This window comes from Segatella baroniae DSM 16972 = JCM 13447 (genome assembly GCF_000426585.1).
In the GTDB taxonomy this organism is placed as follows: domain Bacteria; phylum Bacteroidota; class Bacteroidia; order Bacteroidales; family Bacteroidaceae; genus Prevotella; species Prevotella baroniae.
Window position 1 is genome coordinate 1 of the sequence record NZ_AUFQ01000007.1, and the last position, 22,353, is coordinate 22,353.

At 52.7% G+C, this 22,353-nt stretch carries 20 protein-coding genes and 1 tRNA gene; 19 read left to right on the plus strand and 2 right to left on the minus strand.

Going from position 1 to position 22,353, the window contains the following annotated elements; genetic code table 11:
- The 8 genes from K334_RS13640 to K334_RS0106550 form a co-directional block, all read left to right on the plus strand.
- Positions 1–234: toprim domain-containing protein (locus K334_RS13640; protein WP_036890084.1), on the plus strand; the 234-nt coding region annotated here is incomplete at its 5' end.
- A gap of 4 nt (positions 235–238) precedes the next feature.
- On the plus strand, positions 239–700 hold the full coding sequence (locus tag K334_RS0106520) for a DUF3408 domain-containing protein (protein ID WP_025881809.1): 462 nt from the start codon (positions 239–241) through the stop codon (positions 698–700).
- Between the two features lie 338 nt (positions 701–1,038).
- Positions 1,039–1,464, plus strand: coding sequence for a plasmid mobilization protein (locus K334_RS0106525; RefSeq protein ID WP_025881808.1), 426 nt, complete (start codon positions 1,039–1,041; stop codon positions 1,462–1,464).
- Positions 1,454–2,524 (plus strand): relaxase/mobilization nuclease domain-containing protein, encoded by a 1,071-nt coding sequence (locus tag K334_RS0106530; RefSeq protein WP_025881807.1) that lies wholly within the window; start codon positions 1,454–1,456, stop codon positions 2,522–2,524. The genes K334_RS0106525 and K334_RS0106530 overlap by 11 nt, the downstream gene beginning before the upstream one ends.
- A gap of 331 nt (positions 2,525–2,855) precedes the next feature.
- Positions 2,856–4,277, plus strand: coding sequence for an AAA family ATPase (locus tag K334_RS0106535; RefSeq protein ID WP_025881806.1), 1,422 nt, complete (start codon positions 2,856–2,858; stop codon positions 4,275–4,277).
- An 884-nt stretch (positions 4,278–5,161) separates the two neighbouring features.
- Entirely contained in the window at positions 5,162–5,356 is a 195-nt protein-coding gene (locus K334_RS0106540; protein ID WP_025881805.1) for a cation diffusion facilitator family transporter, read from the plus strand.
- A 247-nt stretch (positions 5,357–5,603) separates the two neighbouring features.
- Positions 5,604–6,863 (plus strand): Nramp family divalent metal transporter, encoded by a 1,260-nt coding sequence (locus K334_RS0106545; protein WP_021588668.1) that lies wholly within the window; start codon positions 5,604–5,606, stop codon positions 6,861–6,863.
- A 17-nt stretch (positions 6,864–6,880) separates the two neighbouring features.
- Complete coding sequence (locus K334_RS0106550) at positions 6,881–7,195, plus strand: nucleotidyltransferase domain-containing protein (RefSeq protein WP_025881804.1); 315 nt, start codon at positions 6,881–6,883, stop codon at positions 7,193–7,195.
- A gap of 116 nt (positions 7,196–7,311) precedes the next feature.
- Here the strand turns inward: K334_RS0106550 and K334_RS0106555 are convergent, their stop codons facing one another.
- Positions 7,312–7,767: a cupin domain-containing protein gene (locus K334_RS0106555; RefSeq protein ID WP_025881803.1), complete on the minus strand. Its 456-nt coding sequence runs from the start codon at positions 7,765–7,767 to the stop codon at positions 7,312–7,314.
- A gap of 227 nt (positions 7,768–7,994) precedes the next feature.
- On the opposite strand from K334_RS0106555, the gene K334_RS0106560 reads away from it, so the two are divergent.
- The gene (locus K334_RS0106560; RefSeq protein WP_025881802.1) at positions 7,995–8,366 is read left to right on the plus strand and encodes a winged helix-turn-helix transcriptional regulator; all 372 of its coding nucleotides are present in this window, start codon (positions 7,995–7,997) and stop codon (positions 8,364–8,366) included.
- A gap of 171 nt (positions 8,367–8,537) precedes the next feature.
- Here the strand turns inward: K334_RS0106560 and K334_RS0106565 are convergent.
- Positions 8,538–8,611: transfer RNA gene (locus K334_RS0106565), tRNA-Asn, on the minus strand.
- 189 nt (positions 8,612–8,800) lie between these two features.
- On the opposite strand from K334_RS0106565, the gene K334_RS0106570 reads away from it, so the two are divergent.
- From K334_RS0106570 to sufC, 10 genes are all read left to right on the plus strand, one after another.
- Positions 8,801–10,468 (plus strand): S41 family peptidase, encoded by a 1,668-nt coding sequence (locus K334_RS0106570; protein ID WP_027444710.1) that lies wholly within the window; start codon positions 8,801–8,803, stop codon positions 10,466–10,468.
- A gap of 156 nt (positions 10,469–10,624) precedes the next feature.
- Positions 10,625–11,143: a NimIJ family nitroimidazole resistance protein gene (locus K334_RS0106575; RefSeq protein ID WP_027444711.1), complete on the plus strand. Its 519-nt coding sequence runs from the start codon at positions 10,625–10,627 to the stop codon at positions 11,141–11,143.
- Positions 11,144–11,303: 160 nt separating this feature from the next.
- Complete coding sequence (locus tag K334_RS0106580) at positions 11,304–11,810, plus strand: RNA polymerase sigma factor (RefSeq protein ID WP_027444712.1); 507 nt, start codon at positions 11,304–11,306, stop codon at positions 11,808–11,810.
- A gap of 7 nt (positions 11,811–11,817) precedes the next feature.
- Positions 11,818–12,471, plus strand: coding sequence for a DUF4974 domain-containing protein (locus K334_RS0106585; protein WP_027444713.1), 654 nt, complete (start codon positions 11,818–11,820; stop codon positions 12,469–12,471).
- A gap of 7 nt (positions 12,472–12,478) precedes the next feature.
- Entirely contained in the window at positions 12,479–15,058 is a 2,580-nt protein-coding gene (locus tag K334_RS0106590; RefSeq protein ID WP_027444714.1) for an outer membrane beta-barrel family protein, read from the plus strand.
- Between the two features lie 203 nt (positions 15,059–15,261).
- Positions 15,262–15,729 (plus strand): ribosome assembly cofactor RimP, encoded by a 468-nt coding sequence (rimP, locus tag K334_RS0106595; RefSeq protein ID WP_025881641.1) that lies wholly within the window; start codon positions 15,262–15,264, stop codon positions 15,727–15,729.
- Positions 15,730–15,731: 2 nt separating this feature from the next.
- Positions 15,732–16,997 (plus strand): transcription termination factor NusA, encoded by a 1,266-nt coding sequence (gene nusA / locus K334_RS0106600; RefSeq protein WP_025881642.1) that lies wholly within the window; start codon positions 15,732–15,734, stop codon positions 16,995–16,997.
- Between the two features lie 35 nt (positions 16,998–17,032).
- Positions 17,033–19,894, plus strand: a complete 2,862-nt coding sequence (gene infB, locus K334_RS0106605) for a translation initiation factor IF-2 (RefSeq protein ID WP_027444715.1) — start codon at positions 17,033–17,035, stop codon at positions 19,892–19,894.
- A 225-nt stretch (positions 19,895–20,119) separates the two neighbouring features.
- A complete protein-coding gene (sufB, locus tag K334_RS0106610) occupies positions 20,120–21,568 on the plus strand; it encodes a Fe-S cluster assembly protein SufB (RefSeq protein ID WP_025881643.1) in 1,449 nt (482 codons plus the stop codon).
- A 15-nt stretch (positions 21,569–21,583) separates the two neighbouring features.
- Positions 21,584–22,348, plus strand: a complete 765-nt coding sequence (sufC, locus tag K334_RS0106615; RefSeq protein WP_025881644.1) for a Fe-S cluster assembly ATPase SufC — start codon at positions 21,584–21,586, stop codon at positions 22,346–22,348.
- Positions 22,349–22,353: the final 5 nt, after the last annotated feature.

The following is a 22,353-nucleotide window of genomic DNA, read 5'->3' on the forward strand; positions in this document are numbered from 1 at the left end:
AAAAGAAATATAACCTCTGTTCGTGCTTTTCTTGATAATGACGATGCAGGTCGAAAAGCTGTGCAGGAATTTGTAAACACAGGTTTTAAGGTAGAAGATATGGCAGTGTATTATAGAGACTTCAAAGACCTCAACGAGTTTCATGTCAGTCGTGTCCGTGAACAACAGAAAAAGTTGGAGAAAACTCCCAATATAAGCAACAAAAGAAAACAAGTCAGACTTAAAATAAGATAGAGGTATGGAAAAGAAAACAGTCAGCAAAGAGGAAATGGAAAATACCATCAGGAAATCTTTCAGTATGAGGCAAGCTGAAAGTTCAAGTGAACAAACTGTAGCTGAATTTCGGGCAAGGGGAATGAAAAATATTCAAGAGCAAAAACAACAAGAAACAGAGCATGCCATAGAGCATGCCACGCCATCCGAGCCTGTACTGCATACAGAGCATGCAACTATTCAACGACGCATCAGTGCCAAGATGAGAAAAGAGACACTCGAAGCATACAAGCAAGCGTTCCTTGTTCCAACAAAGCTAAGTGAGAGAAAAGTGGTTTACCTGAGCAGGGAGACACAGGAACGTGCCGACTTCATCGTTCGCAGATTAGGCGATAGGGGCAGCAACCTTTCAAGTTTCGTAGAAAACATTATCCGCCAACATCTAGAGGAATACGATGAGGACATAGAGAAATGGAGAAGACTGTAAACTACAAGAAAAAGGTAGACGGTTTTCTGGGAAAAGGTCTACCCTTTCTTCAAAATAGGTCTACCTTTTATTCTTCAGCTTAGTTTTCTGTGAGAATGCCACGAATGCAGTTAGTCATGGAATGCACGGCATTCGTTTTTAGGCTATAAAACACTTTAAGCGTAAACAGTTTGTTTAGTAGCATTGCAAGACGTCAGTTTGTACCCACAAACTGCGCTTGCTCCCCTCGTTTAATTGTCGGGGAGATTAGACCGTAATCACTCCGTTCTCATCGGTCAGTGTTCAGAAATTAAGCAATAACAAATCATCTACAATGATTAACTTTCAAGGAAACTTATATGAACAGATACAATGGAAAAACTGCCCGATGGCAGCAGCAGGAGAAGAAAGAACTGCGGATGAACAAGACGGAGTTCATCAAGGTAAGGTGCACCTTAGAGGAGAAGCAACGAATTAAATCAAAGGCAGAAAGCACGGGACGGAAGTTCTCAGACTACTGCCGTGAGATACTCCTTAACGGAGAAGTGATTGCCGTTCCCAAGATGACCGACAACGAGAGGGAAGCCATTGCCATACTCCAACATACAGGACGGTTCTACGGGCAGGTTTCCAACCTCATTAAGGTCAAGGACGAGGATTGGCTACATATCACAAAGAACCTCTCCCTATGTGCAAAGGAAGCATTTAAGCGGTTTTACAACCCTCATTTTCGTGTGGACGACGAAGTATATAAGGTCTTAAATATGAGAAGAGATGATAGGTAAATGTAAGGCGATAGCACACGGAAGCACGGCCTTGGACTATATATTTAGGGAAGGCAAACTCGGCAATCGGCTTGCCTTCCACAATCTTTGCAGCAGGGAGCCAAAGACCATCTATGAGGAAATGAAAGTGGTCAGCGACTATAATAGCCGTTGCAGGAACAAGTTCCTACGCATCGAAATAGGTATAGCACCACAGGACGAGAAAAGACTGCCTGTATCCGAACTTATGCGGATAGCCCATTTGTTTGCCAAGCGAATGGGACTTGACAACCACCAATGGGTGGCGGTAACGCACAAGGACACCGACAACAGGCATATTCACATCATTGCCAACCGCATCAGCCTGTACGGAGAGATCTATGATACCACTTTTGTGAGTAATAAGGCAGCAAGGGTAGCGGAGGACATTAGTCGGGAGAAAGGCTTGACTATCGCAAAGGAGGTCAAGGCGAAAAAGCAGCATCAGAAGCCAAAAGCTAACTCAACGAGAGAACAAACAAAGCTGCAGGTACAAAAGATTTGCTATGCCTTGCTCAACAAATATAAAGGCACAGGTATCACAGGACACTCCATATTCCTCTACAACCTTAGCAAGAGTGGCGTAACCATTGAACGCTTAAAGAGCAAACAGGGAAAGATATATGGCTTGAAGTTCGCATACGACGGCCAGACTTTCAAGGCTTCTGAAATCGGCAGGGAGTTCGGTTACCGTTCCTTGCAGAAGAACTTTGAGATAAGCAACAAGACAGAACCAAAGAAAGCCACGACAATGGCAGATGAGCCGGCAAAGAACAAAACTCAATCCGATACAGGTTATCAACTTGTTCCTCCCGGCCGTTCCTATACGTCACCTGCCAACACAAAAGAAAGTTCATCTATTGCACAAGCCGTAGGTAATGTGGCAAGTACTGCCATAAATGCTGCCGAAGAAATCATTTTCGGAGCAGGCGGATTAATCAACCCGCAGACACACGGTGATAATTATGCTGAGACTGTATGGCAGCACAGGCTCAGAAACCAAGCCAAGAAAAAGAAGAAAAGAGGGAGAGGAATAAATTAATGTTTAAATTTTCGGAGATAGACACAAATATAAGTTGTTTTCCTAACGAGATACAATAAAATTATGTAATTTTGTATCTCATATGCAATGCTTAGCACTAAGAAAATATATAAATCGCTTGGGCAAGACCTTTGATACAGATAGTTTATGCACAGCTTTAATAGTATCCAACTTCAATTTCTATACACAGTCAAGGTGTAGTCAAGGTGTAGAAATGCTAATATATCCCCAATTGATTTTGCAAAAATATCATTTTATAAAAATCATTTTTTTTAATAATTACTAAATTGTAATCTATAATTGTTGCTTATTTTCAATTCTACGATATTACATGGATTTATCTTTATTTACAGGTGGTGCTATTTTGGGTGCCGTAATAGGATTTTGGAATCAAATAAAGTCTTTTTTATGGTCAATAGTCTCAATATTAATACAAAAAGCAGATATAACTACTGAAGAGGCTCATAATACAATTATTGCATATCTCTATAAGGAGTACAAGCATGTATCAATATACGACCAGGTATTCGGAGCACAAAATGAATCTTACAGGACAGGAAAATACGGTTTGGTTTCGTATGAGCAACTTGGCAAAAAAAGTATGATATTTTTTGATAGGAGTAAGAAATGTTTTATAAATTTCCCATTTGTATTCTCCATCAAACAAGAGAACCCTAAAGGTAACGGTACAGAATACTCTGAAGTTGATACCAATAAGGTGTTTTCTTCTTTACTGTTTATCAGGGGTACTATTAATATCGACCAAATAATTAAAGAGGCAACAAAAGTACGAAACAACCTTGCTTGGAATATAGAAGATAAAGAAGGAAAAACTGACCGGTTTGAAATTTTTTATCTTCCAGATAAAGAAACTGATAATCAAAAATATTTTCAGAAGCAGAAAGATGGCCTAGTGTGGTACAAACAGAATCAATATCGGTTAATAGGGACGGGGAAGGACGAGTTGGGGAGAAAGAAAACTACCCAAGGTTCTGCGATTTCCAATCTTTATTTCCCTGACGATATCAAAAAATTAATTCGTTCGATAGAGTTATGGGTTAAGAGTGAGCAATGGTATAAAGAAAAAAATATTCCTTGGAAAAGGGGATGGTTATTGTATGGTCCTCCTGGTACAGGAAAGACTGCACTTGTAAGAGCTTTTGCTGAAGACCTTGACCTTCCTATTTATGTTTTCTCACTTGCTCAAATGAGTAATGGGACTCTTATGGATTGTTGGAAAAATCTACAACTAAATATACCATGTATTGCGTTAATAGAAGATATTGATAATATATTTGATGGTAGAAAGAATATCTGTCAAAAAGTGCCTTTCTATACTAATACATCAACTGGGGGAAATGAAGATAATGATACATCTCAGGCTAAGGTGATGCAACCGTTAACATTTGATTGTTTCATTAATTGTCTTGATGGTGTTGATAAATCTATTGGCGTATTTACAATAATAACAACTAATAATATCCACAAAGTAGACGAGGCTATAGGCAAACCAAATGACAATGGTGAGTATGTTTCTTCTCGCCCAGGTCGAATTGATAAGGTGATAAAACTTTCTTACATGAGTAAAGATAATAGAAGAGAAATGGCAAAAAAGATATTATCCGAATACTTGGAAAAAATGAGTGATGTTGAGCAACATATAGATTCGATAGAGAAGGAAACTCCTGCACAATTTCAAGAGTATTGTGCTCAAATCGCTCTTGAGGAGTATTGGAGAAGGGAGGAAAATTAGAAGAAACTCAAGTGACAGAATTTAAACCTATAGGAACACATATTAAAGTGCAACTACTGGAATATTTCATCAAAAACGCTTGTTATTCAAAGCAAATGATTATCTTTGCAGACAGAATAACAAGCGTTCTTTGTTAATGCAGAAACTTGCGACTAAAAGCAATTCGCTCGTTTCCAAATCGTTACCAGCCTAGTCTGCACAATAAGATAACTTCTTTATTTTCAATTAGATACATTCCAAAAACTATCTTGGAGGGTGATTGTTGCCCTTTTGTACGGCAACCGCTGGCCTTTTTCACGACCGTCGGGGGGCTTTGGGAAAACGGCGGTGGGGCGGTGATTTCGACGGAGGGGCGTTCCGCCACCCGAAACAGGTGAAGAAGGAAGGCCGTTTAACATTCTTTTTCTCTTTGTGGCGCGGTAATTGTGCTTTTTTTTCATACATTTGTCGAAACAACACCGCGTCATACGGTGTGGGGAACGGCCACGGCGTTGGCCAAGCCCTGGCGGACGCCACGGAATCAGACGACTCCGAAGGCCTCTTCCGCCGAAGATGGAGACCGGACTGCCAGCATTTCTGAGCGAAGAAGTGCGCCATGAAGCAGGACGTGTATATGAAAAGGGCGTTTGCGCGCTTGTTCCTTATCTGAAATCTGCAAAATTTCAACTACCGGGAGCAGTCGAGACAACGCCCACGTCTGGATGATTATGCCTTTCAAAAAGGTGTGATATATCTACCGGCGTGGGCTAATGCTCGTTGCTGGTAGTGGGTATTGCAGAACCTCAGATTGGCAATCGGCTTTAGTTTCCACGCCTCTCTTCGTCTCTTGGTTTCATAAACTGCGTTCCATTGTCGTGAGATATTGGGGCTTAACTATAAATTATATGTGGATCTGTGTTGTTCTTGGAATCATAGCCCTTGGCGCCTATGTCGTGCTGATGAGTTTTCCGGGAAGAAAGGAAAGTTCTCTGGAGAGCCTCTCCGATGGCAAGCATCGGATGGGAAGCTGTCTTGTACGGATTGGAGTCATCGTGCTCGGCATACTGGTAGGCTTCTGGTTGGCCGGAGCCCTGTTCTGAGCGCGGGCTTGTCCGTGACTTTTCGCAAATGAAGGCTTTGAATGTGGGATTGCCGCATTCAAATCTGTTTGTCGCCCCGTGCTTTTTCATCTTTCATGTGTGAAGTTCCGACGGTGCCGGAAGGCTTACCGCGTGTCGTTCCGTACCCGAGAGTGGGTATAATTGCCGCCCGGCGGGCAGTAAAGGGGCCGCGGCGGAGCGTTTTTCAGCAAGAAGTCGTACCTTTGCAGTCAAAGAACCATCGCGTATGAAAAATATCATCAAGGAACTGAAGCGCAAGGACCACCCGCACGTGCTGGGCGCCTTCGACATCTTCAAGTATATCGGTCCGGGCCTGCTCGTCACCGTCGGCTTCATCGACCCGGGCAACTGGGCCAGCAACTTCGCCGCCGGCTCCGAGTTCGGCTACGCCCTGCTGTGGGTGGTGACGCTCTCCACCATCATGCTCATCGCCCTGCAGCACAATGTGGCCCACCTGGGTATCGTCACGGGACTGTGCCTGAGCGAGGCCGCCGTGAAGTACGCGCCCCGCTGGTTGGGGCGTCCCATCGTGGTGACGGCCATCCTGGCCAGTATCTCCACGTCGCTGGCCGAGATCCTGGGAGGTGCCATCGCCCTGCAAATGCTCTTCGGAATCGCCATCCCCGCCGGCTCCGTGCTGACGACGGCGGCCGTGCTCGTCATGCTCTTCACCAACAGTTACGCGAAGATGGAGCGGGCCATCATCGGCTTCGTGTCGATGATCGGGCTGTCGTTCATCTACGAGTTGTTCCTGGTCGACATCGACTGGCCCGTGGCCGTGCGCAGCGCGTTCGTGCCATCGGTGCCCGAGGGGTCGCTGCTCATCATCATGAGCGTGCTGGGCGCCGTGGTCATGCCCCACAATCTCTTCCTGCATTCCGAGATCGTGCAGAGCCGTGAGATTCATCTCAAGGGCGACGCGCGCATCCGCCACATGCTGAAATACGAGTTCATCGACACCCTCTTCTCCATGATCGTGGGCTGGGCCATCAATTCCGCCATGATATTGCTGGCGGCCAGTGCCTTCTTCTCGCACGGCCAGCACGTGGACGAACTCTCGCAGGCCCAGGCCATGCTCCAGCCGCTGCTGGGCGACAACGCCGCCAACATCTTTGCCATCGCCCTTCTCTTGGCCGGCATATCGAGCACAATCACGAGTGGCATGGCGGCGGGCAGCATTTTCTCGGGGCTCTTCGGCGAGTCGTACAACGCCCGCGACACCCATTCCATCGTCGGAATCGTGCTTTCGCTCGGTATTGCCCTGCTCCTCATCTTCTTCATCGGCGACCCGTTCCGCGGATTAATCATCTCGCAGATGGTGCTTTCGGTGCAGTTGCCCCTCACGGTCTTCCTGCAAGTGAGCCTCACGTCGTCGAAACGCGTCATGGGCAAGTATGCCAACCGCCCCTGGAACACCGCTTTCCTCTACTCCCTGGCCGCCATCGTCACGGCCCTCAACGTGTGGTTGCTCATCGAGAGCGTGTAAATAAATTCCTTTCAGCCATGCGATTCGGACTTGACGACAAATATCTTGACGAGCTGACGGCCATTCTCCGCTCCATACCGGAGATTGAAGAGGCCGTGATTTATGGTTCGAGGGCCCGTGGCGACTATCGGAGAGCTTCCGACATCGACCTTTCGCTGCGCGGCCCACGGCTCGAAGACAGGCATGTCGTTCGGTTGAAGACCCTGCTCTACGAGTCGCGCATCCCCTATTTCGTCGATGTCAACATCTTTCACAGGCTGCGCAATCCCCAATTCATCGCCAACATCGAGCGCGACGGAATCGTCTGCTACCGGCGCGAAACGCAAGACTGACTGCATGTCGGCGCATAGAATGACGAAAAAACGACCGGCCCAGGGAGTTGGGTCGGTCGCTTTTGTCCCCTATATATAATAAGGTGTCTTCCGGATGGTGAGGAAACGCGGGGCGATTACCATGCCAGAGGTTCGTTGAGGATGACGCCGTCGCCCGCGGGAGAATCGTTTTCACCAAACGAGTCGGCCTTGTATTGAATGCAGAGCATGAGCATTTTGGCAGTCCCCGTATTCTTTATAGCCCGTTTTCCGGCCGGTGCCACACGGACGATGCTGCCTTCCGACACGGGGAAAATCTCACCGTCCACCTGATATTCGCCCTCTCCCTTGAGGATGAAGTAGAGTTCTTCGTGGCTCTTGTGGGTGTGGAGGAAGCCGCTGTCCTGGCCCGGAACCAACGATTGGAACGACAGTTCGCTGCCCGTGGCGGCCAGTGCCTGCCCGATGAACACCTTTCCAGGAATCGTCAAGTCAGGTCCCATGTGGAGTTCGTAGTCCTTGATGTCGCTCATCCGGCCTATGTTGACGGCCGTAAAGTTCTTTCCGCTCTTTGTGATTTCAATTGTCTTCATTGTCTTTGTCTTTTTATGAATGATTATTTTCCATTTACTGACGCAAAGATAGGACGAATCCGGGGGCTTCACAAGTAGGCACGCAAAGGTGGGATGGTTACCTGTGGGTAAGCATTGGATGGACAAAGCCGTGGCGGAAGATGGCTTTTACAAAGTTTAACACAAAGCTTTGCATATATAGATTGCCTTTGGTTACTTTTGTAGCCTAATGCTTTAAATAGGAGATTATGACACGAACAGAAGTAAGGGACAGCCTTTATCCCGGCTGTCCGATTCGCAATGTCTTGAGCAGGATAGGTGACAAATGGTCGCTTCTGGTGCTGTTTACGTTGGAACAGCGCCATGTGGGCCGGTTCAAAGAGTTGCAGCGGGCCATCCCCGACATCTCCCAGAAAATGCTGACGACGACCTTGAAGACGCTCGAAGCCGACGGATTGGTGCTGCGCAGGGCCTATCCGGAAGTGCCGCCACGGGTGGAATACGAGCTGACGGAGCGTGGGCAGAGTCTGCTTCCCTTCGTCGACAGCCTGATAGGGTGGGCCGTCGGCAACATGGAGGACATCGTCGCCTCCAGGCAGGCCTATCTGTTGAAATCGTAGAAGCCGACGGACTGCGTCCCCTTTCTGGGCAGCGATGGTTGAGGAAAGCGTTTGAAGGCGTGCGCCGGCACGCCGTTGGCCTTTCTTCGCCGCGTGCCGTGCTGTCGCCGTCCACGGAATGTCCCGAAAACGGCATAAAACAAAAAAGGAATTACCGAAGTAATTCCCTTGCGCTTCAAGATGGGCTTGAACCAACGACCCCCTGATTAACAGTCAGGTGCTCTAACCAACTGAGCTATTGAAGCATTGCGTCCTCATTTCTGATTTGCGGTTGCAAAGTTAAAGCAAGTTTTTGATTCCTCCAAATGTTTTGATGGAAAAATCGCAAATAGGCTAATTTTTTTTAATTGGCCATGCTTTTTGCCGTTCCAAAGCGGCAATATAGAACATAATATGCTATTTTTGCAGGAATAAACGATTACCTTTCAATGAAGATGAGACAATATATAATAGGTGTGCTGCTTGTCTTGGCCCTGCCCGTCGCAGCCCAGGAGAAGGACGACCATCGCTTCGAGGTGATGAAAAACCTGGATGTTTTCAATTCCATCTACAAGCAGTTGGACCTGTTCTATGTAGATACGCTCGACCCAAAAGTGACCATCGGCGCGGGAATCGACGCCATGCTCAGCTCCCTCGACCCCTATACGGAGTACTATCCGGCCGAGAAGAAAGGCGACTTCAAGATGATGGTGACGGGCAAATATGCCGGTATCGGCTCGCTCATACGCTACGACTTCTCCCGGAAAAACGTGGTGATTGAAGAGCCATACGCCAACATGCCGGCCGCCGAAGCGGGCCTGAAGAAGGGCGATGTGATACTGGCCATCGACGACCAGTCGATGGAAGGCAGGGACAACAGCTATGTGAGCGACCGTCTGAGGGGCGACGCGGGCACCACATTCGTCATCAAGATACGCCGGCCCAGCACGGGAAAGGTGATGAAAATCAAGGTGACGCGCCGCGCCATACAGCTCCCTTCGGTGCCCTACTACGGCTTGCGGCAGGACGGCGTGGGCTACATCAACCTGAACCAGTTCACGGAAGGCTGCGCCCAACAGGTGCGGCGGGCGTTCCTCGACCTGAAAGGAAAGGGCATGAAGAAGCTCGTGCTCGACCTGCGGGGCAACGGCGGCGGCGTAGAACAGGAGGCTGTGAGCCTTGTGAACATGTTCGTGCCCAAGGGAAAGCTGATCGTTTCGAACCGCGGACGCCTGAAACGCATGAACAACGACTACCGGACGACGGTGGAACCGATAGACACCGTCATGCCCATCGTGGTGCTGGTGAACGGCGAAACGGCCAGTTCGAGCGAGATTACGAGCGGCAGCTTGCAGGATCTGGACCGAGCGGTCGTCATGGGAACGCGCACCTATGGCAAGGGACTGGTGCAGATGACCATGCCCATGCCCTACAACGGCAGCCTGAAACTGACCACCAACAAGTACTACATACCCAGCGGACGCTGCATACAGGCCATCAACTACAAGCACAACAACGGCGGCTACACGGAGCATGTGCCCGATTCGCTGACCAAAGAGTTCCGCACGGCAGGCGGCAGGGTGGTGAAAGATGGCGGCGGTATCACGCCCGACGTGGAGGTGAAGCCCGACACCTTGTCGAACCTGACCATCAGTCTGCTGAACTCCAGCCCCTACATGACGCGCGATTCGAGCGAGTTGCTGCTCAACTATGTCGTGGACTACATCGCCAAACATCCGACGGTGGCCGCGCCCAAGGACTTCGAACTGACCGACGCCGACTATGAAGCGTTTGCCAAAAGGGTGGTGGACAGCGGCTATACCTACGCCCGCGACTCGGAAAAGTACTTGCAAAACTTGGAGAAACTGGCCCGCTTCGAAGGCTATTACGACGAGGCCAAGCCCGAATTCGAGGCCTTGAAGGCGAAGCTCAGCCACAACCTGGCCAAGGACTTGCGGCGCAACAAGCAGCAACTGATGGAGATTCTGGCCAAGGAAATCCTGCCGTCGTACTACTACCAGGCCGGAACCATCGAATACGGGCTGAAACATGACAAGACGTTTGACGAGGCCGTGAAGCTGCTGGGCGACTCCGACCGCTACCGGAAGATACTGCATCCGTAGTCCGAAGCCCCCTGGAGACGGGGGATTGCGCCCCGTATGGGCGAAAAACATCAGGCGGAAAGCCCGATGTTCGACGTTTATTCGTAACTTTGCACCGCCTTGGAAGGAGACGCCGAGATAGTCTTGCAGCCCTCAGACAGGCAAGATTATATTTCTATGAATCGTTTGGACAATATGGCATTTAGAGAAATGCGGCGCAAACGCCAGCAACTTTCAGACGCAGAGAGCGTCGGAATCCTGGAGAACGCCACGTCGGGAACCCTTGCCCTGCAAGGGGATGGCGGCTATCCCTACGCCGTACCCATCAGTTATGTCCACGCCGACGGCAAACTGTACTTCCACAGCGCTCTGAAAGGCCACAAAGTCGACGCCATCAGAGGCTGCGACAAGGCTTCGTTTTGCGTCATCGAGCAAGACGAGGTGCATGGCGAGGAGTACACGACCTACTTCCGCAGCGTCATCGCCTTTGGACGAATCCGCATTCTTGAAGACGAAACGGAGCGGATGGCGGCCGCCCGGCTGCTCGGCGACCGCTATCATCCCCATCACGAGGAAGCGCTCGGCAGGGAATTGGCCAAGAGTTTCAGCCACATGCTGGTCATCTGTCTCGACATCGAGCACATGACAGGCAAGGAAGCCATCGAGTTGGTGAGGATGAAGCGGCAGCGCGCATGACGCGACCGCTCGTCGGCGACAAGCCTCCGTCGCACGGAATCGAACCCCAAAAGTCGGCCAAAGACTTTTGGGGTTTGTCGTTTCTTCTATAAAAAAATGAAGTTTGGGGTTGGGAAAACGGCCGTTTGTCCGTTATATGTATAAAACGTTTGCCAAACGAATGATGAACCACAAGAGAATAGAGCGCCTGTTTCGTGCCAACTACAGCCGGATGTTCCGCTTGGCCGTGGCCTTGCTGCATGACGAAGACGAGGCCCGCGACGCCGCAAGTGAAGTGTTCGCCCGCCTGTTGGACGGCCGTTCGTCGTTGCCCGCAGGCTCCACGTCGCAATCGGACGGGCAGTTGGCCGGCTGGCTGCTCGTCTGCACCCGCAACCGTTGCCTCGACCTGCTCAGTCGTCGGCAGGTGCGGGAGCGGGTGGAGCGGCTGCTTGCCGTCGACACGGAGCCGCAACTGTCGCCCGTCGAGCCGACGGAAGCGCGCTACGAGGCCGTGAACCGCTTCGTCGAAACGCAGCTCACGCCGCGAACCCGTGCCGTCTTCACGCTCCGCTTTCACCAGGGCCTCTCCTACAAAGCTATTTCCGAGCAACTCAATATCAGTGAAACCGCCGTGTACAAGCACCTCTTTCATGCGCTGAAAGGGCTGCGACGACACTTCAATTAGATACCAAATGGACAGCAAAAAGCCATCGATTAGACTGCTGAAAGCCATCGAACATCCCGAGCTTTTCAGCGAACAGGAACTGGACGCCTTGTTGCGTGACGATGAGGCGCGTGAATATTACCGGCTCATGGCCGACGCAGCCGCTGCCGGCAGGTATGCCCGGCAAAGGGAACTGCCCGACGACGTACTCGACAGGGAGTGGCGGCGGCTGGTCGAGGGGCGTCGTCCGGCGTTGCGCCGCCGCTATCGGGTGGCCGCCGCCGTCGCCGGTGTCTTGCTCGTGTCGGGGCTTGCGTTGGCAGCCATCCACATCGTGCGGACCAACCGCGCCGCCAGACAGGAGAAAACGGCCGCCGTCGCCGCGCCATCACACGCCTCACGGGGCGTCGAAACGGCGTTTCCCGTCGACACGGCAGCCCCCAGGACGTTGCCTGCCGCCGCCGATTTCCGTCAGTTCGACAACGAAAGGCTTGTCGACATCGTGCGGGAGATGGCCGCCTATTACCATGTGCGGGTCGTCTGCCTGCGTGAGGAGAGTGGCGACTTGCGCCTGCGCTACCGGTGGGACAGGAGTCTGCCGGTGGAGAAGGTGGTGGCGTCGCTCAACATGTTCCACCATGTCGACCTCACGCTCGACCATGCCGTCATCACCATCAGATAGCGTCGATATGAAAAGCTTGTTTCTTCTCTGCCTGTCGTGCTGGATGGCCTGCCACGCGGCGGCCCAGCGGGTGACACGCAGCTATCGCCACGCGCCGTTGTCGCAAGTGTTGACCGACCTGGACAATGCCAGTGAACGCTACACCGTCAACTTCATCTATAACGAACTGGAGGATTTCACCGTCACGACCGACTTCCGCAACCGCACGATTCCCGAGGCCGTGCGCGACGTTCTGGGCTTCTATCCCATGCAGCTGACCGTCGGCGACAGCCTGATTTTCGTGGAGTGCAGCCAGAAAGAGCCGTGGAAGGTCATCGGGCGCGTGGTCGATTCGGCCGGCCGTGCCGTGTCTTTGGCCAACGTCGCCCTGCTGTCGCCGGTGGATTCGGCGTTCGTCAACGGCGGCGTGACCAACGACGGCGGCGATTTCGTCATCCCCTCTACCCGTCGGCAGGTGCTGCTGCGCGTGTCGTATGTCGGTTTCAAGACGCTCTACAGGGCGGTGTCGGCCGGCCACGTGGGCACGCTTCGGCTGACGCCCGACAGCTATATGCTGCGCAATGTCGACGTGAAGGCCGTCCGCAAGGTCGTCAAGAGCGAGGTGGACCGCCTGCAATATCTCGTCGGCAACGACCCCTACGCCGTCGGAATGAACGCGCTGGAGCTGATGCGGCGGGTGCCCATGCTCAACGTGGTGGACGAAACGGTGTCGATTGTGGGCAAGAGTACCACGCGTTTCATGCTCGACGGCCACGTGCTCGATATGGGGGATGAGGCCGTGAAGGCCAAGTTGCGCAGCCTGAAAGCCGAAGACATAGACCGTGTGGAGGTGATGACGATTCCACCGGCGAAGTACAAGGCCGAGGCCAATGGCGGCTACGTGAACATCGTTACACGCAAAGATCAGACCCGGGGATGGAGCGGCAGCCTCACGATGGAGCCGCAGGCGCAGTATCGTTTGCGGCTGTTGCCCGAGGCGTCGGTCAGCTATGTGTCGTCGAAGTTCGAGATGTCGACCGCCGTCAACGCCGATGTCGGCCATGTCATCAACAAACAATACAGTGTCTACACGTTCACGGACGGCCATCGGCGCACGTCCGACAGGGTGAACAAGGTGTTCTGGCCCATGGCCGACGCCAGCACCATCATGAAATATCTGCCCACGAAGCGGCTGGAAGTGGGCCTGATGGCAGGTCTGCACGTTGACCGCATGGAGGGAAACCAGACCGATGTCACGATGGAAACCGACACCATCCGCAGCTCTTCCCGTCTGCCGGGCGTGTGGAACAACAGCGTGAACGCCACGCTCTATGCCGACTGGCGGCTCGATTCGCTGGGCAAGATTATGAACTTGAACTACAACTTCTTCAACAGCCATGACCCGTTGCGCAGCGAGAACGAGTCGAGGACGGGCAGCCTGGTCGAACGGTTGCGCTCCGCAAGTCATGCCCGCTATCGAATCCATGCCCTGAAACTCGACTTCACCTTGCCCTTCCGATCTTTCACTTTGGAAACGGGCGCGGCCTTCACGCGTATCACCAACAAGACGGGAATCGACGTGGAAACGCAGGACGGGGCCGTTTGGCGGAAGAATGCGGACGAGAGTAACGACTTCAACTACCGTGAACGGGGACTGGCCGCCTATGTGTCTGCACGCACGAAGCTGGCCGACCGCCTACAGCTGCAGGTCGGACTGCGCTACGAATACACCTGGACCGAGGGTGAACAGGTGACCATGCGGCAGACCGACCGCCAGCATTACGGCCGCTTCTTTCCGTCCTTCCACCTGGGTTGGGATGGCGAAGCGGGGCGGCATGTCGGCCTTGCCGTGAACTGGGGAATCGACCGGCCCAACTTCAATGACCTGAATCCGTGGCGTGCCTACACCACCGTGCACAACTATGTGACGGGCAACCCGCACTTGACGGCGGCTTATACGCGCAATGCGGAGCTTAATTACAACAACGGACAGGGCCTTTATCTGGTGCTCTACAACGACCACGGCAGCGACGAACTGGGCTACAGCGTCACGTTCGGCAGCGACGGCGCGCAGGTGGGCAGTCCCGTCAACGGCGTGCGACATGACAAGAGCGGCCTCTACGCCACGTACAACCGCAATCTGTTGTCCTGGCTGAATGTCAATGCCGAGGGTGAGGCCTACTACCACGACTCACGCGCCGACCATCGTTCCAACCTGCGGCCGATGTATGGCTGGGGCAAGCGTGTGGGCGCCACGTTGGGTTTCCTGCTCAACGCAAGGAAGACGATGGTGGCGTCGGTCGCCTACAGCCATGCGTTCTCCACTTACTGGTCGATGAACCGAACCCGTCCCGTAGACCGGCTCAACCTGGCCTTGAACTATGCCTGCATGGACAACCGGCTGAAGCTGCGCCTGGCTTGCGGCGACCCGTTCGGGTGGGTCGTGAGCCGTACCGAGGCACGCTATGACGGTTTCGTTTCGCGCAATCGCTTCGACGTGCATGCCCGCTATGTGGCTTTCCGCGCCACCTGGAGCTTCGGCGGCAAGCGCGCCAAGCAGATTTATCATGACAACCGCGACGCCGAGACGCGGCGGGCGCCCAAGTGAGTCGGCGAACCAACCGTCCATCCGGGCCGGTCGGACAGGTCTGACCGGCCCGATTGGCCCTACCTGTCCGACAAATAATTATTAAAAAAGCCGCAATTGCTTTGCAGATACGGATTTTATTCGTACTTTTGCAGCATTCAGTGGAATGAGGGGCTCCAAGAGAGTTCCTCATTTTCGTTATATTGGCATATATAATAAAATGTATGATTGACAAAAACGCCGTTAGACAGATTGTAAACGAGTGGTTGGCTGACAAAGAATACTTCCTGGTGGATGTCGAAGTCAGTCCGAATGACAAGATTGTAGTGGAGATAGACCACGCCGATGGGGTGTGGATCAATGACTGCGAGGACTTGAGCCGATACATAGAGGAACGCTTGAACCGTGACGAAGAAGACTATGAATTGGAAGTGGGTTCGGCCGGATTGGGCCAGCCTTTCAAGGTGGCGCAGCAATACGTGAACTGCATCGGCAAGCCGGTGGAAGTGCTCGGCGCCGACGGCAAGAAGACGAAAGGAGTCTTGAAAAGCGTGGACGGCAACGATTTCGTGGTTACGGTCAATGAGAAAGTGACGGTGGAAGGAAAGAAACGTCCGCAGAAGATGGACGTGGACCACGCTTTCCAGATGGATCAAGTGAAATATACTAAATACATAATAAGTTTCAAATAGCTATGGCAGCAAAGAAAAATGAAGAAGAACAAATCAGTATGATCGATACCTTCAAGGAGTTCAAGGAGACCAAGAATATCGACCGTACTACGCTGGTGAGCGTGTTGGAGGAAAGTTTCCGCAATGTGCTTGCCAAGATCTTCGGCAGCGACGAGAACTTCGACGTGATTGTGAACCCCGACAAGGGAGACTTCGAAATCTACCGCAACCGCGTGGTTGTGGCCGATGGAGAGGTGGAAGACGAAAATAAACAGATAGCGTTGAAGGACGCGCAGAAGATCGAACCCGACTACGAGGTGGGGGAGGACGTGAGCGAGCAGGTGAACTTCACGAAGTTCGGCCGCCGTGCCATCCTCAATCTGCGTCAGACTTTGGCCAGCAAGATATTGGAACTGGAGCACGACTCGCTCTACAACAAGTATAAGGACCGCGTGGGCCAGGTGGTTTCGGGCGAGGTCTATCAGATATGGAAGCGTGAAGTGCTGGTGGTGGACGATGAGAACAACGAGCTCATCCTGCCCAAGTCGGAGCAGATTCCATCCGACGTGTACCGCAAGGGCGAGACGATTCGTGCCGCCATCCTTCGCGTGGACAACGAGAACAACAACCCGAAGATCATCCTGTCGCGCACAAGTCCCGTCTTCCTGGAGCGTCTGCTTGAAGCGGAAGTGCCCGAAATCAGCGACGGTCTGATCACCGTCAAGAAGATTGCCCGCATGCCGGGTGAGCGTGCCAAGATTGCCGTGGAGACCTTTGACGAGCGCATCGACCCCGTAGGAGCCTGCGTCGGCGTGAAGGGCAGCCGTGTACATGGCATTGTCCGCGAGCTTTGCAACGAGAATATCGACGTCATCAATTATACGTCGAACACGAAACTGTTCATCCAGCGCGCCCTGAGCCCCGCTCGAATCAGCAGTATCAACATCGACGAGGAAACCCGCAAGGCCGAAGTGTTCCTCCAACCCGAGGAAGTAAGCCTGGCCATCGGCCGCAGCGGCTTGAACATCAAGTTGGCTTCCATGCTGACGGAATACACGATCGACGTGTTCCGCGAAGTGCCGGAAGGCGAGGCCGACGAGGACATCTACTTGGAGGAATTCTCCGACGAAATCGACCAGTGGGTCATCGACGCCATCAAGAGTATCGGTCTGGATACGGCGAAGGCTGTGCTCAATGCGCCGCGTGAAATGCTCGTGGAGAAGGCAGACCTTGAAGAAGAGACTGTCGACAACGTACTGAGAGTGTTGCGTGCGGAGTTTGAACAGTAGAAAATGGAAAAGAAGTAATAAGGAATAAGTGAAAGATGAGCATCAGATTAAATAAAGCATTACGTGAATTGAACATAGGACTTCAAACGGCAGTTGAATTCCTGGAAAAGAGAACCGAACTGGGTGAAGTGAAACCGGAGCCGAGCTTTAAGTTGAACGATGACCAATACAATGCTTTGGTCACCGCCTTCAAGCAGGACGCCGAGGTTCGCAGCCAGGCGGAGAAGCTCTTTCAGAAGAAAAACAAGGAAAAGAAAAGCGTACAGGCTTCCGACAACCGTGCGGAGAGTCTGCTGGCTTCTTCTTCCCAGCAGCAATTCAAGCCGTTGGGCAAGATAGACCTCGATCAAGTCGGTAAGAAGAAGCCGGAAGCTGTGAAGTCTGTTGCCGCCGGCCGGCCGGAAACTGCCGGAAAAGTGACTGCTGCCGTCAGTCCCAAGCCGGAGTCGAAGCCTGTGGAGATACCCGTGGAGAAGGTCGAACAAGCCGCCCCGAACGTGGAGGCGAAGGCCGAACCTGTGGTTGAAAAGAAGGTCGAAGCTGTGGTGGAGCCTGCAAAGGAACCTGTCGGAAAGGAACAACCGGTAGCGAAACCCGTAGAGGAAGTGGCTGCCGAGGTTGAGACGGAGCAGACGCCGAAGCAGGAAAGCACGCCAGGCGTGTTCCAGTTGAAGAGCGAAAAGAAAATCCTGAATACACCCAAGGTGAACGTTCTGGGCAAGATTGACTTGGACTCCATCAACCAAAGCACGCGCCCCAAGAAGAAAACTAAAGAGGAAAGACGGAAGGAACGCGAGGAGAAAGTGGCCTCCCAGCATGGTGGCGAACGCAAGAAGCGCGTCCGTATCAACAAAGAGCGTGTCGACATCAACGCCGCTGCCAATCAGCAGTCGGGTAATGGCGGCAATGCCAACAGCAGAAACAACAACGCCAAGGGCAACAGTGGCGGCAAGAAGAAAAACCGCAACCGCAATCAGAAGCCTCTGGAGGTGGATGACGAGGCTGTAGCACGCCAGGTGAAGGAGACACTTGCCCGCCTGACCAGCAAGAGCAACCAGAACAAGAAGGGCGCCAAGTACCGCAAGGAGAAACGCGAAGCTGTTCAGGAGAAGCTCCAGCAGGAGGCCTACGCAGAGCGCAAGGACAGCAAGATACTGAAACTGACCGAGTTTGTGACGGTCAGCGAGTTGGCCACGATGATGGATATCAGCGTGACACAGGTCATTTCGACGCTCATGAGCATTGGTATCATGGTGTCCATCAACCAGCGTCTCGACGCGGAAACCATCAATATGGTGGCCGATGAGTTCGGCTTCAAGACCGAATATGTCAGTGCCGAGGTGCAGGAGGCTGTCAGCGAAGAGGAAGACGACGAGAACGATCTCGTGAGTCGTGCGCCCATCGTTACGGTGATGGGTCATGTCGACCATGGAAAGACGTCGTTGCTCGACCATATCCGCAACACCAACGTGATTGCCGGTGAGGCCGGAGGTATCACCCAGCACATCGGCGCGTATGGCGTGACGCTGAAGAACGGCCGCAAGGTGACGTTCCTTGATACGCCGGGCCACGAGGCCTTCACCGCCATGCGTGCCCGTGGTGCCCAGGTTACCGACATTGCCATCATCATCATCGCGGCCGACGACTCCGTCATGCCCACTACGAAGGAGGCGATTGCCCATGCGCAGGCTGCCGGTGTGCCGATGGTCTTTGCCATCAACAAGATAGACAAGCCGGGGGCCAACCCTGATAAGATACGTGAAGACCTGGCCAACATGAACCTGCTCGTAGAAGAGTGGGGGGGTAAATACCAGTGTCAGAAAATCAGCGCGAAGAAAGGCATTGGCGTGGATGAGCTGATGGAGAAGGTTCTGCTTGAGGCGGACATGCTTGACCTGAAGGCCAATCCCAACCGCAAGGCGACCGGTAACATCATCGAGTCGAGCTTGGATAAGGGCCGTGGCTTCGTAAGTACGGTGCTCGTGAGCAACGGAACGCTCAAGGTGGGCGACGTCGTGATAGCCGGAACAAGCTGGGGACACGTCAAAGCCATGTTCAACGAGCGTAACCAGCGCATCGAATCCGCGGCTCCCGCAGAGCCGGCCATCATCCTCGGATTGAACGGGGCACCGACGGCGGGCGACGCATTCCACGTGCTCGAAACCGACCAGGAGGCGCGAGAGATTGCCAACAAGCGTGAACAGCTGCAGCGTGAGCAGGGCTTGCGCACGCAGAAGCGCCTGACACTTGGCGACATCTCGCACCGGATTGCCCGTGGAGAGTTCCACGAGTTCAACATCATCGTGAAGGGTGATACCGACGGTTCCATCGAAGCACTGTCCGATTCGTTCATCAAGCTGTCCACCGAGAAGGTTCAGATCAATGTCATCAACAAGGCCGTAGGCCAGATTAGTGAGAACGACGTCATGTTGGCCAGTGCCTCCGACGCCGTCATCGTCGGCTTCCAGGTTCGTCCTTCGTCCGACGCACGCAAGCTGGCCGACCGCGAAGGCGTTGAAATCAACACCTATTCTATTATTTATGACGCCATCGACGATGTGAAGAGTGCCATGGTGGGCATGCTGGACAAGGTGAAGAAGGAAATTGTGACAGGCCAGATTGAGGTGAAGCAGGTCTTCAAGATCAGCAAAGTCGGTACCGTTGCCGGTGGAATGGTCATGGAAGGCAAGGTTCATAACAAGGACAAGGCCCGCGTGGTGCGTGACGGCATTGTGATTCGCACGGCCGACATCGATGAGCTGAAGCGTTACAAGGACGACGTCAAGGAGGTTGCCACAGGTCTTGAGTGTGGTATCAGCCTGGTGAACTTCAATGACATCCAGGCCGGCGACATCATCGAAACCTTCACGGAGATAGAGGTGGAGCAGAAACTTTAAGACGCTTTCCCGAAGACGGCAAGCTGTTGCCCGAAACATCTTGCGACGACGCGGCTGCCTAAAGACGGATATATCAGTATTTTCCACTGCGGTAGGGGTTCCTTAGGGCACTTCTACCGTTGGTGGTTACAAGCGATCCTTTGTCATTTGGTCGCATTTGTTACCGATTTTGCAGCCTTGGGAGAAAGGTACGATGTTTGTCATATCCCTGTAAAGGATAAATTCATGGAAGAGAAAAACGAAAAGAACGCGTATGTAAGGCAAGTGGCCGAACAGAAATATGAGTTCGGATTCACCACTGACGTACATACCGAAATTATAGAGAAAGGGCTCAACGAAGACGTTGTGTGCCTAATCTCGCACAAGAAGGGCGAGCCGGATTGGATGCTCGACTTCCGTCTTCAGGCTTTTCGGCACTGGAAGACATTGAAACAACCGTCATGGGGGCATGTCCATCTCCCAGAAATAGACTATCAAGCCATATCTTATTACGCGGATCCGATGGCCAAGAAGCCGGTCAATAAGGAGATTGATCCCGAGTTGGAGAAGACTTTCGACAAGCTGGGCATACCTTTGGAAGAACGGTTGGCCCTGAGCGGCACGGCTGTCGACGCTATCATGGACTCCGTTTCGGTCAAGACTACCTTCAAGGAGAAGCTTCGTGAGAAGGGTGTCATCTTTTGTAGTATCGGCGAAGCCATCAAGGAACATCCCGACTTGGTGCGTCAGTATCTGGGAAGCGTGGTGCCCTATCGCGACAACTTCTTCGCGGCCCTGAACAGCGCGGTGTTCAGCGACGGCTCCTTTGTGTATATACCTAAGGGCGTCCGCTGCCCGATGGAGTTGAGTTCGTACTTCCGTATCAACGCCCGCAACACCGGACAGTTTGAACGAACGCTCATCATTGCCGACGATGATGCCTATGTCAGCTACCTTGAAGGTTGCACGGCGCCGATGCGGGATGAGAACCAGCTGCATGCCGCCATTGTCGAAATCATCGTCAACGACCGTGCGGAAGTGAAGTATTCGACAGTCCAGAACTGGTATCCCGGTGATGAAAACGGGAGAGGCGGCGTGTTCAATTTGGTGACGAAGCGCGGCGACTTGCGTGGCGTAGGTTCCAAATTGAGTTGGACACAGGTGGAGACAGGCTCGGCCATTACCTGGAAATATCCTTCCTGCATCCTGCGGGGAGACAATTCCGTGGCCGAGTTCTACAGCGTGGCCGTCACCAATCATTATCAGGAAGCCGACACCGGCACGAAGATGATTCACATGGGGAAGAACACCAAGTCGACAATCATCTCGAAAGGAATCTCCGCCGGCCACAGCCAAAACTCTTACCGTGGCCTTGTTCGGGCCACGGCCAATGCCGACAATGCCCGCAATTACAGTTCGTGCGACTCATTGTTGCTGGGGTCGGAATGCGGTGCGCACACCTTTCCCTATATGGACATTCATAACGAAACGGCCGTGATAGAACATGAGGCGACGACCTCCAAGATCAGTGAAGACCAGCTGTTTTATTGCAACCAGCGCGGCATTCCCACCGAGCAGGCCGTCGGCCTGATTGTCAACGGCTATGCCAAGGAGGTGCTGAACAAGCTCCCGATGGAGTTTGCCGTAGAAGCGCAGAAGCTGTTGAATGTCAGTCTGGAAGGAACCGTAGGATAATATAATCAAGATAATATGTTAGAAGTTCGCAATTTACATGCCACCATTGCTGGCAAAGAAATATTGAAAGGTATCAACCTGACCGTCCGGGATGGAGAAATCCATGCCATCATGGGGCCGAACGGCTCGGGGAAATCCACGTTGAGTGCCGTGCTTACCGGCAATCCCCTGTATGAAGTGACCGAAGGAATGGCCATTTTCGAGGGGCAGGACTTGCTTCGGATGAAGCCCGAAGACCGTGCTCGCGCCGGTTTGTTCCTGTCTTTCCAATACCCCGTGGAGATTCCAGGCGTTTCCATGACCAATTTCATGCGTGCGGCTATCAACGCCAAGCGCGAGTATGAGAGCAAGGAACCGCTCAACGCGGCCGATTTCATGAAGCTGATGCGGGAAAAGCGCAAGCTGGTCGACCTCGACAGCAAGCTCTCCCACCGCTCGGTGAACGAGGGATTCTCGGGCGGGGAGAAGAAACGCAACGAGATTTTCCAGATGGCTATGCTCGAACCGAAGCTCAGCATACTCGACGAAACCGACTCGGGACTTGACGTTGACGCGATGCGTGTCGTGGCGGATGGCGTCAACAAGATGCACACCGACAAGACTTCGGCCATCGTTATCACCCATTACGAGCGGCTGCTTGAGATGATCAAGCCCGACGTGGTGCATGTGCTTTACAACGGACGGATTGTCAAGACGGCCGGGCCGGAGCTGGCAAAGGAGATTGAACAGCGCGGCTACGATTGGATAAAGGAAGCTGCCGACCTGGCGTTTGGTGAGTAAAGGCG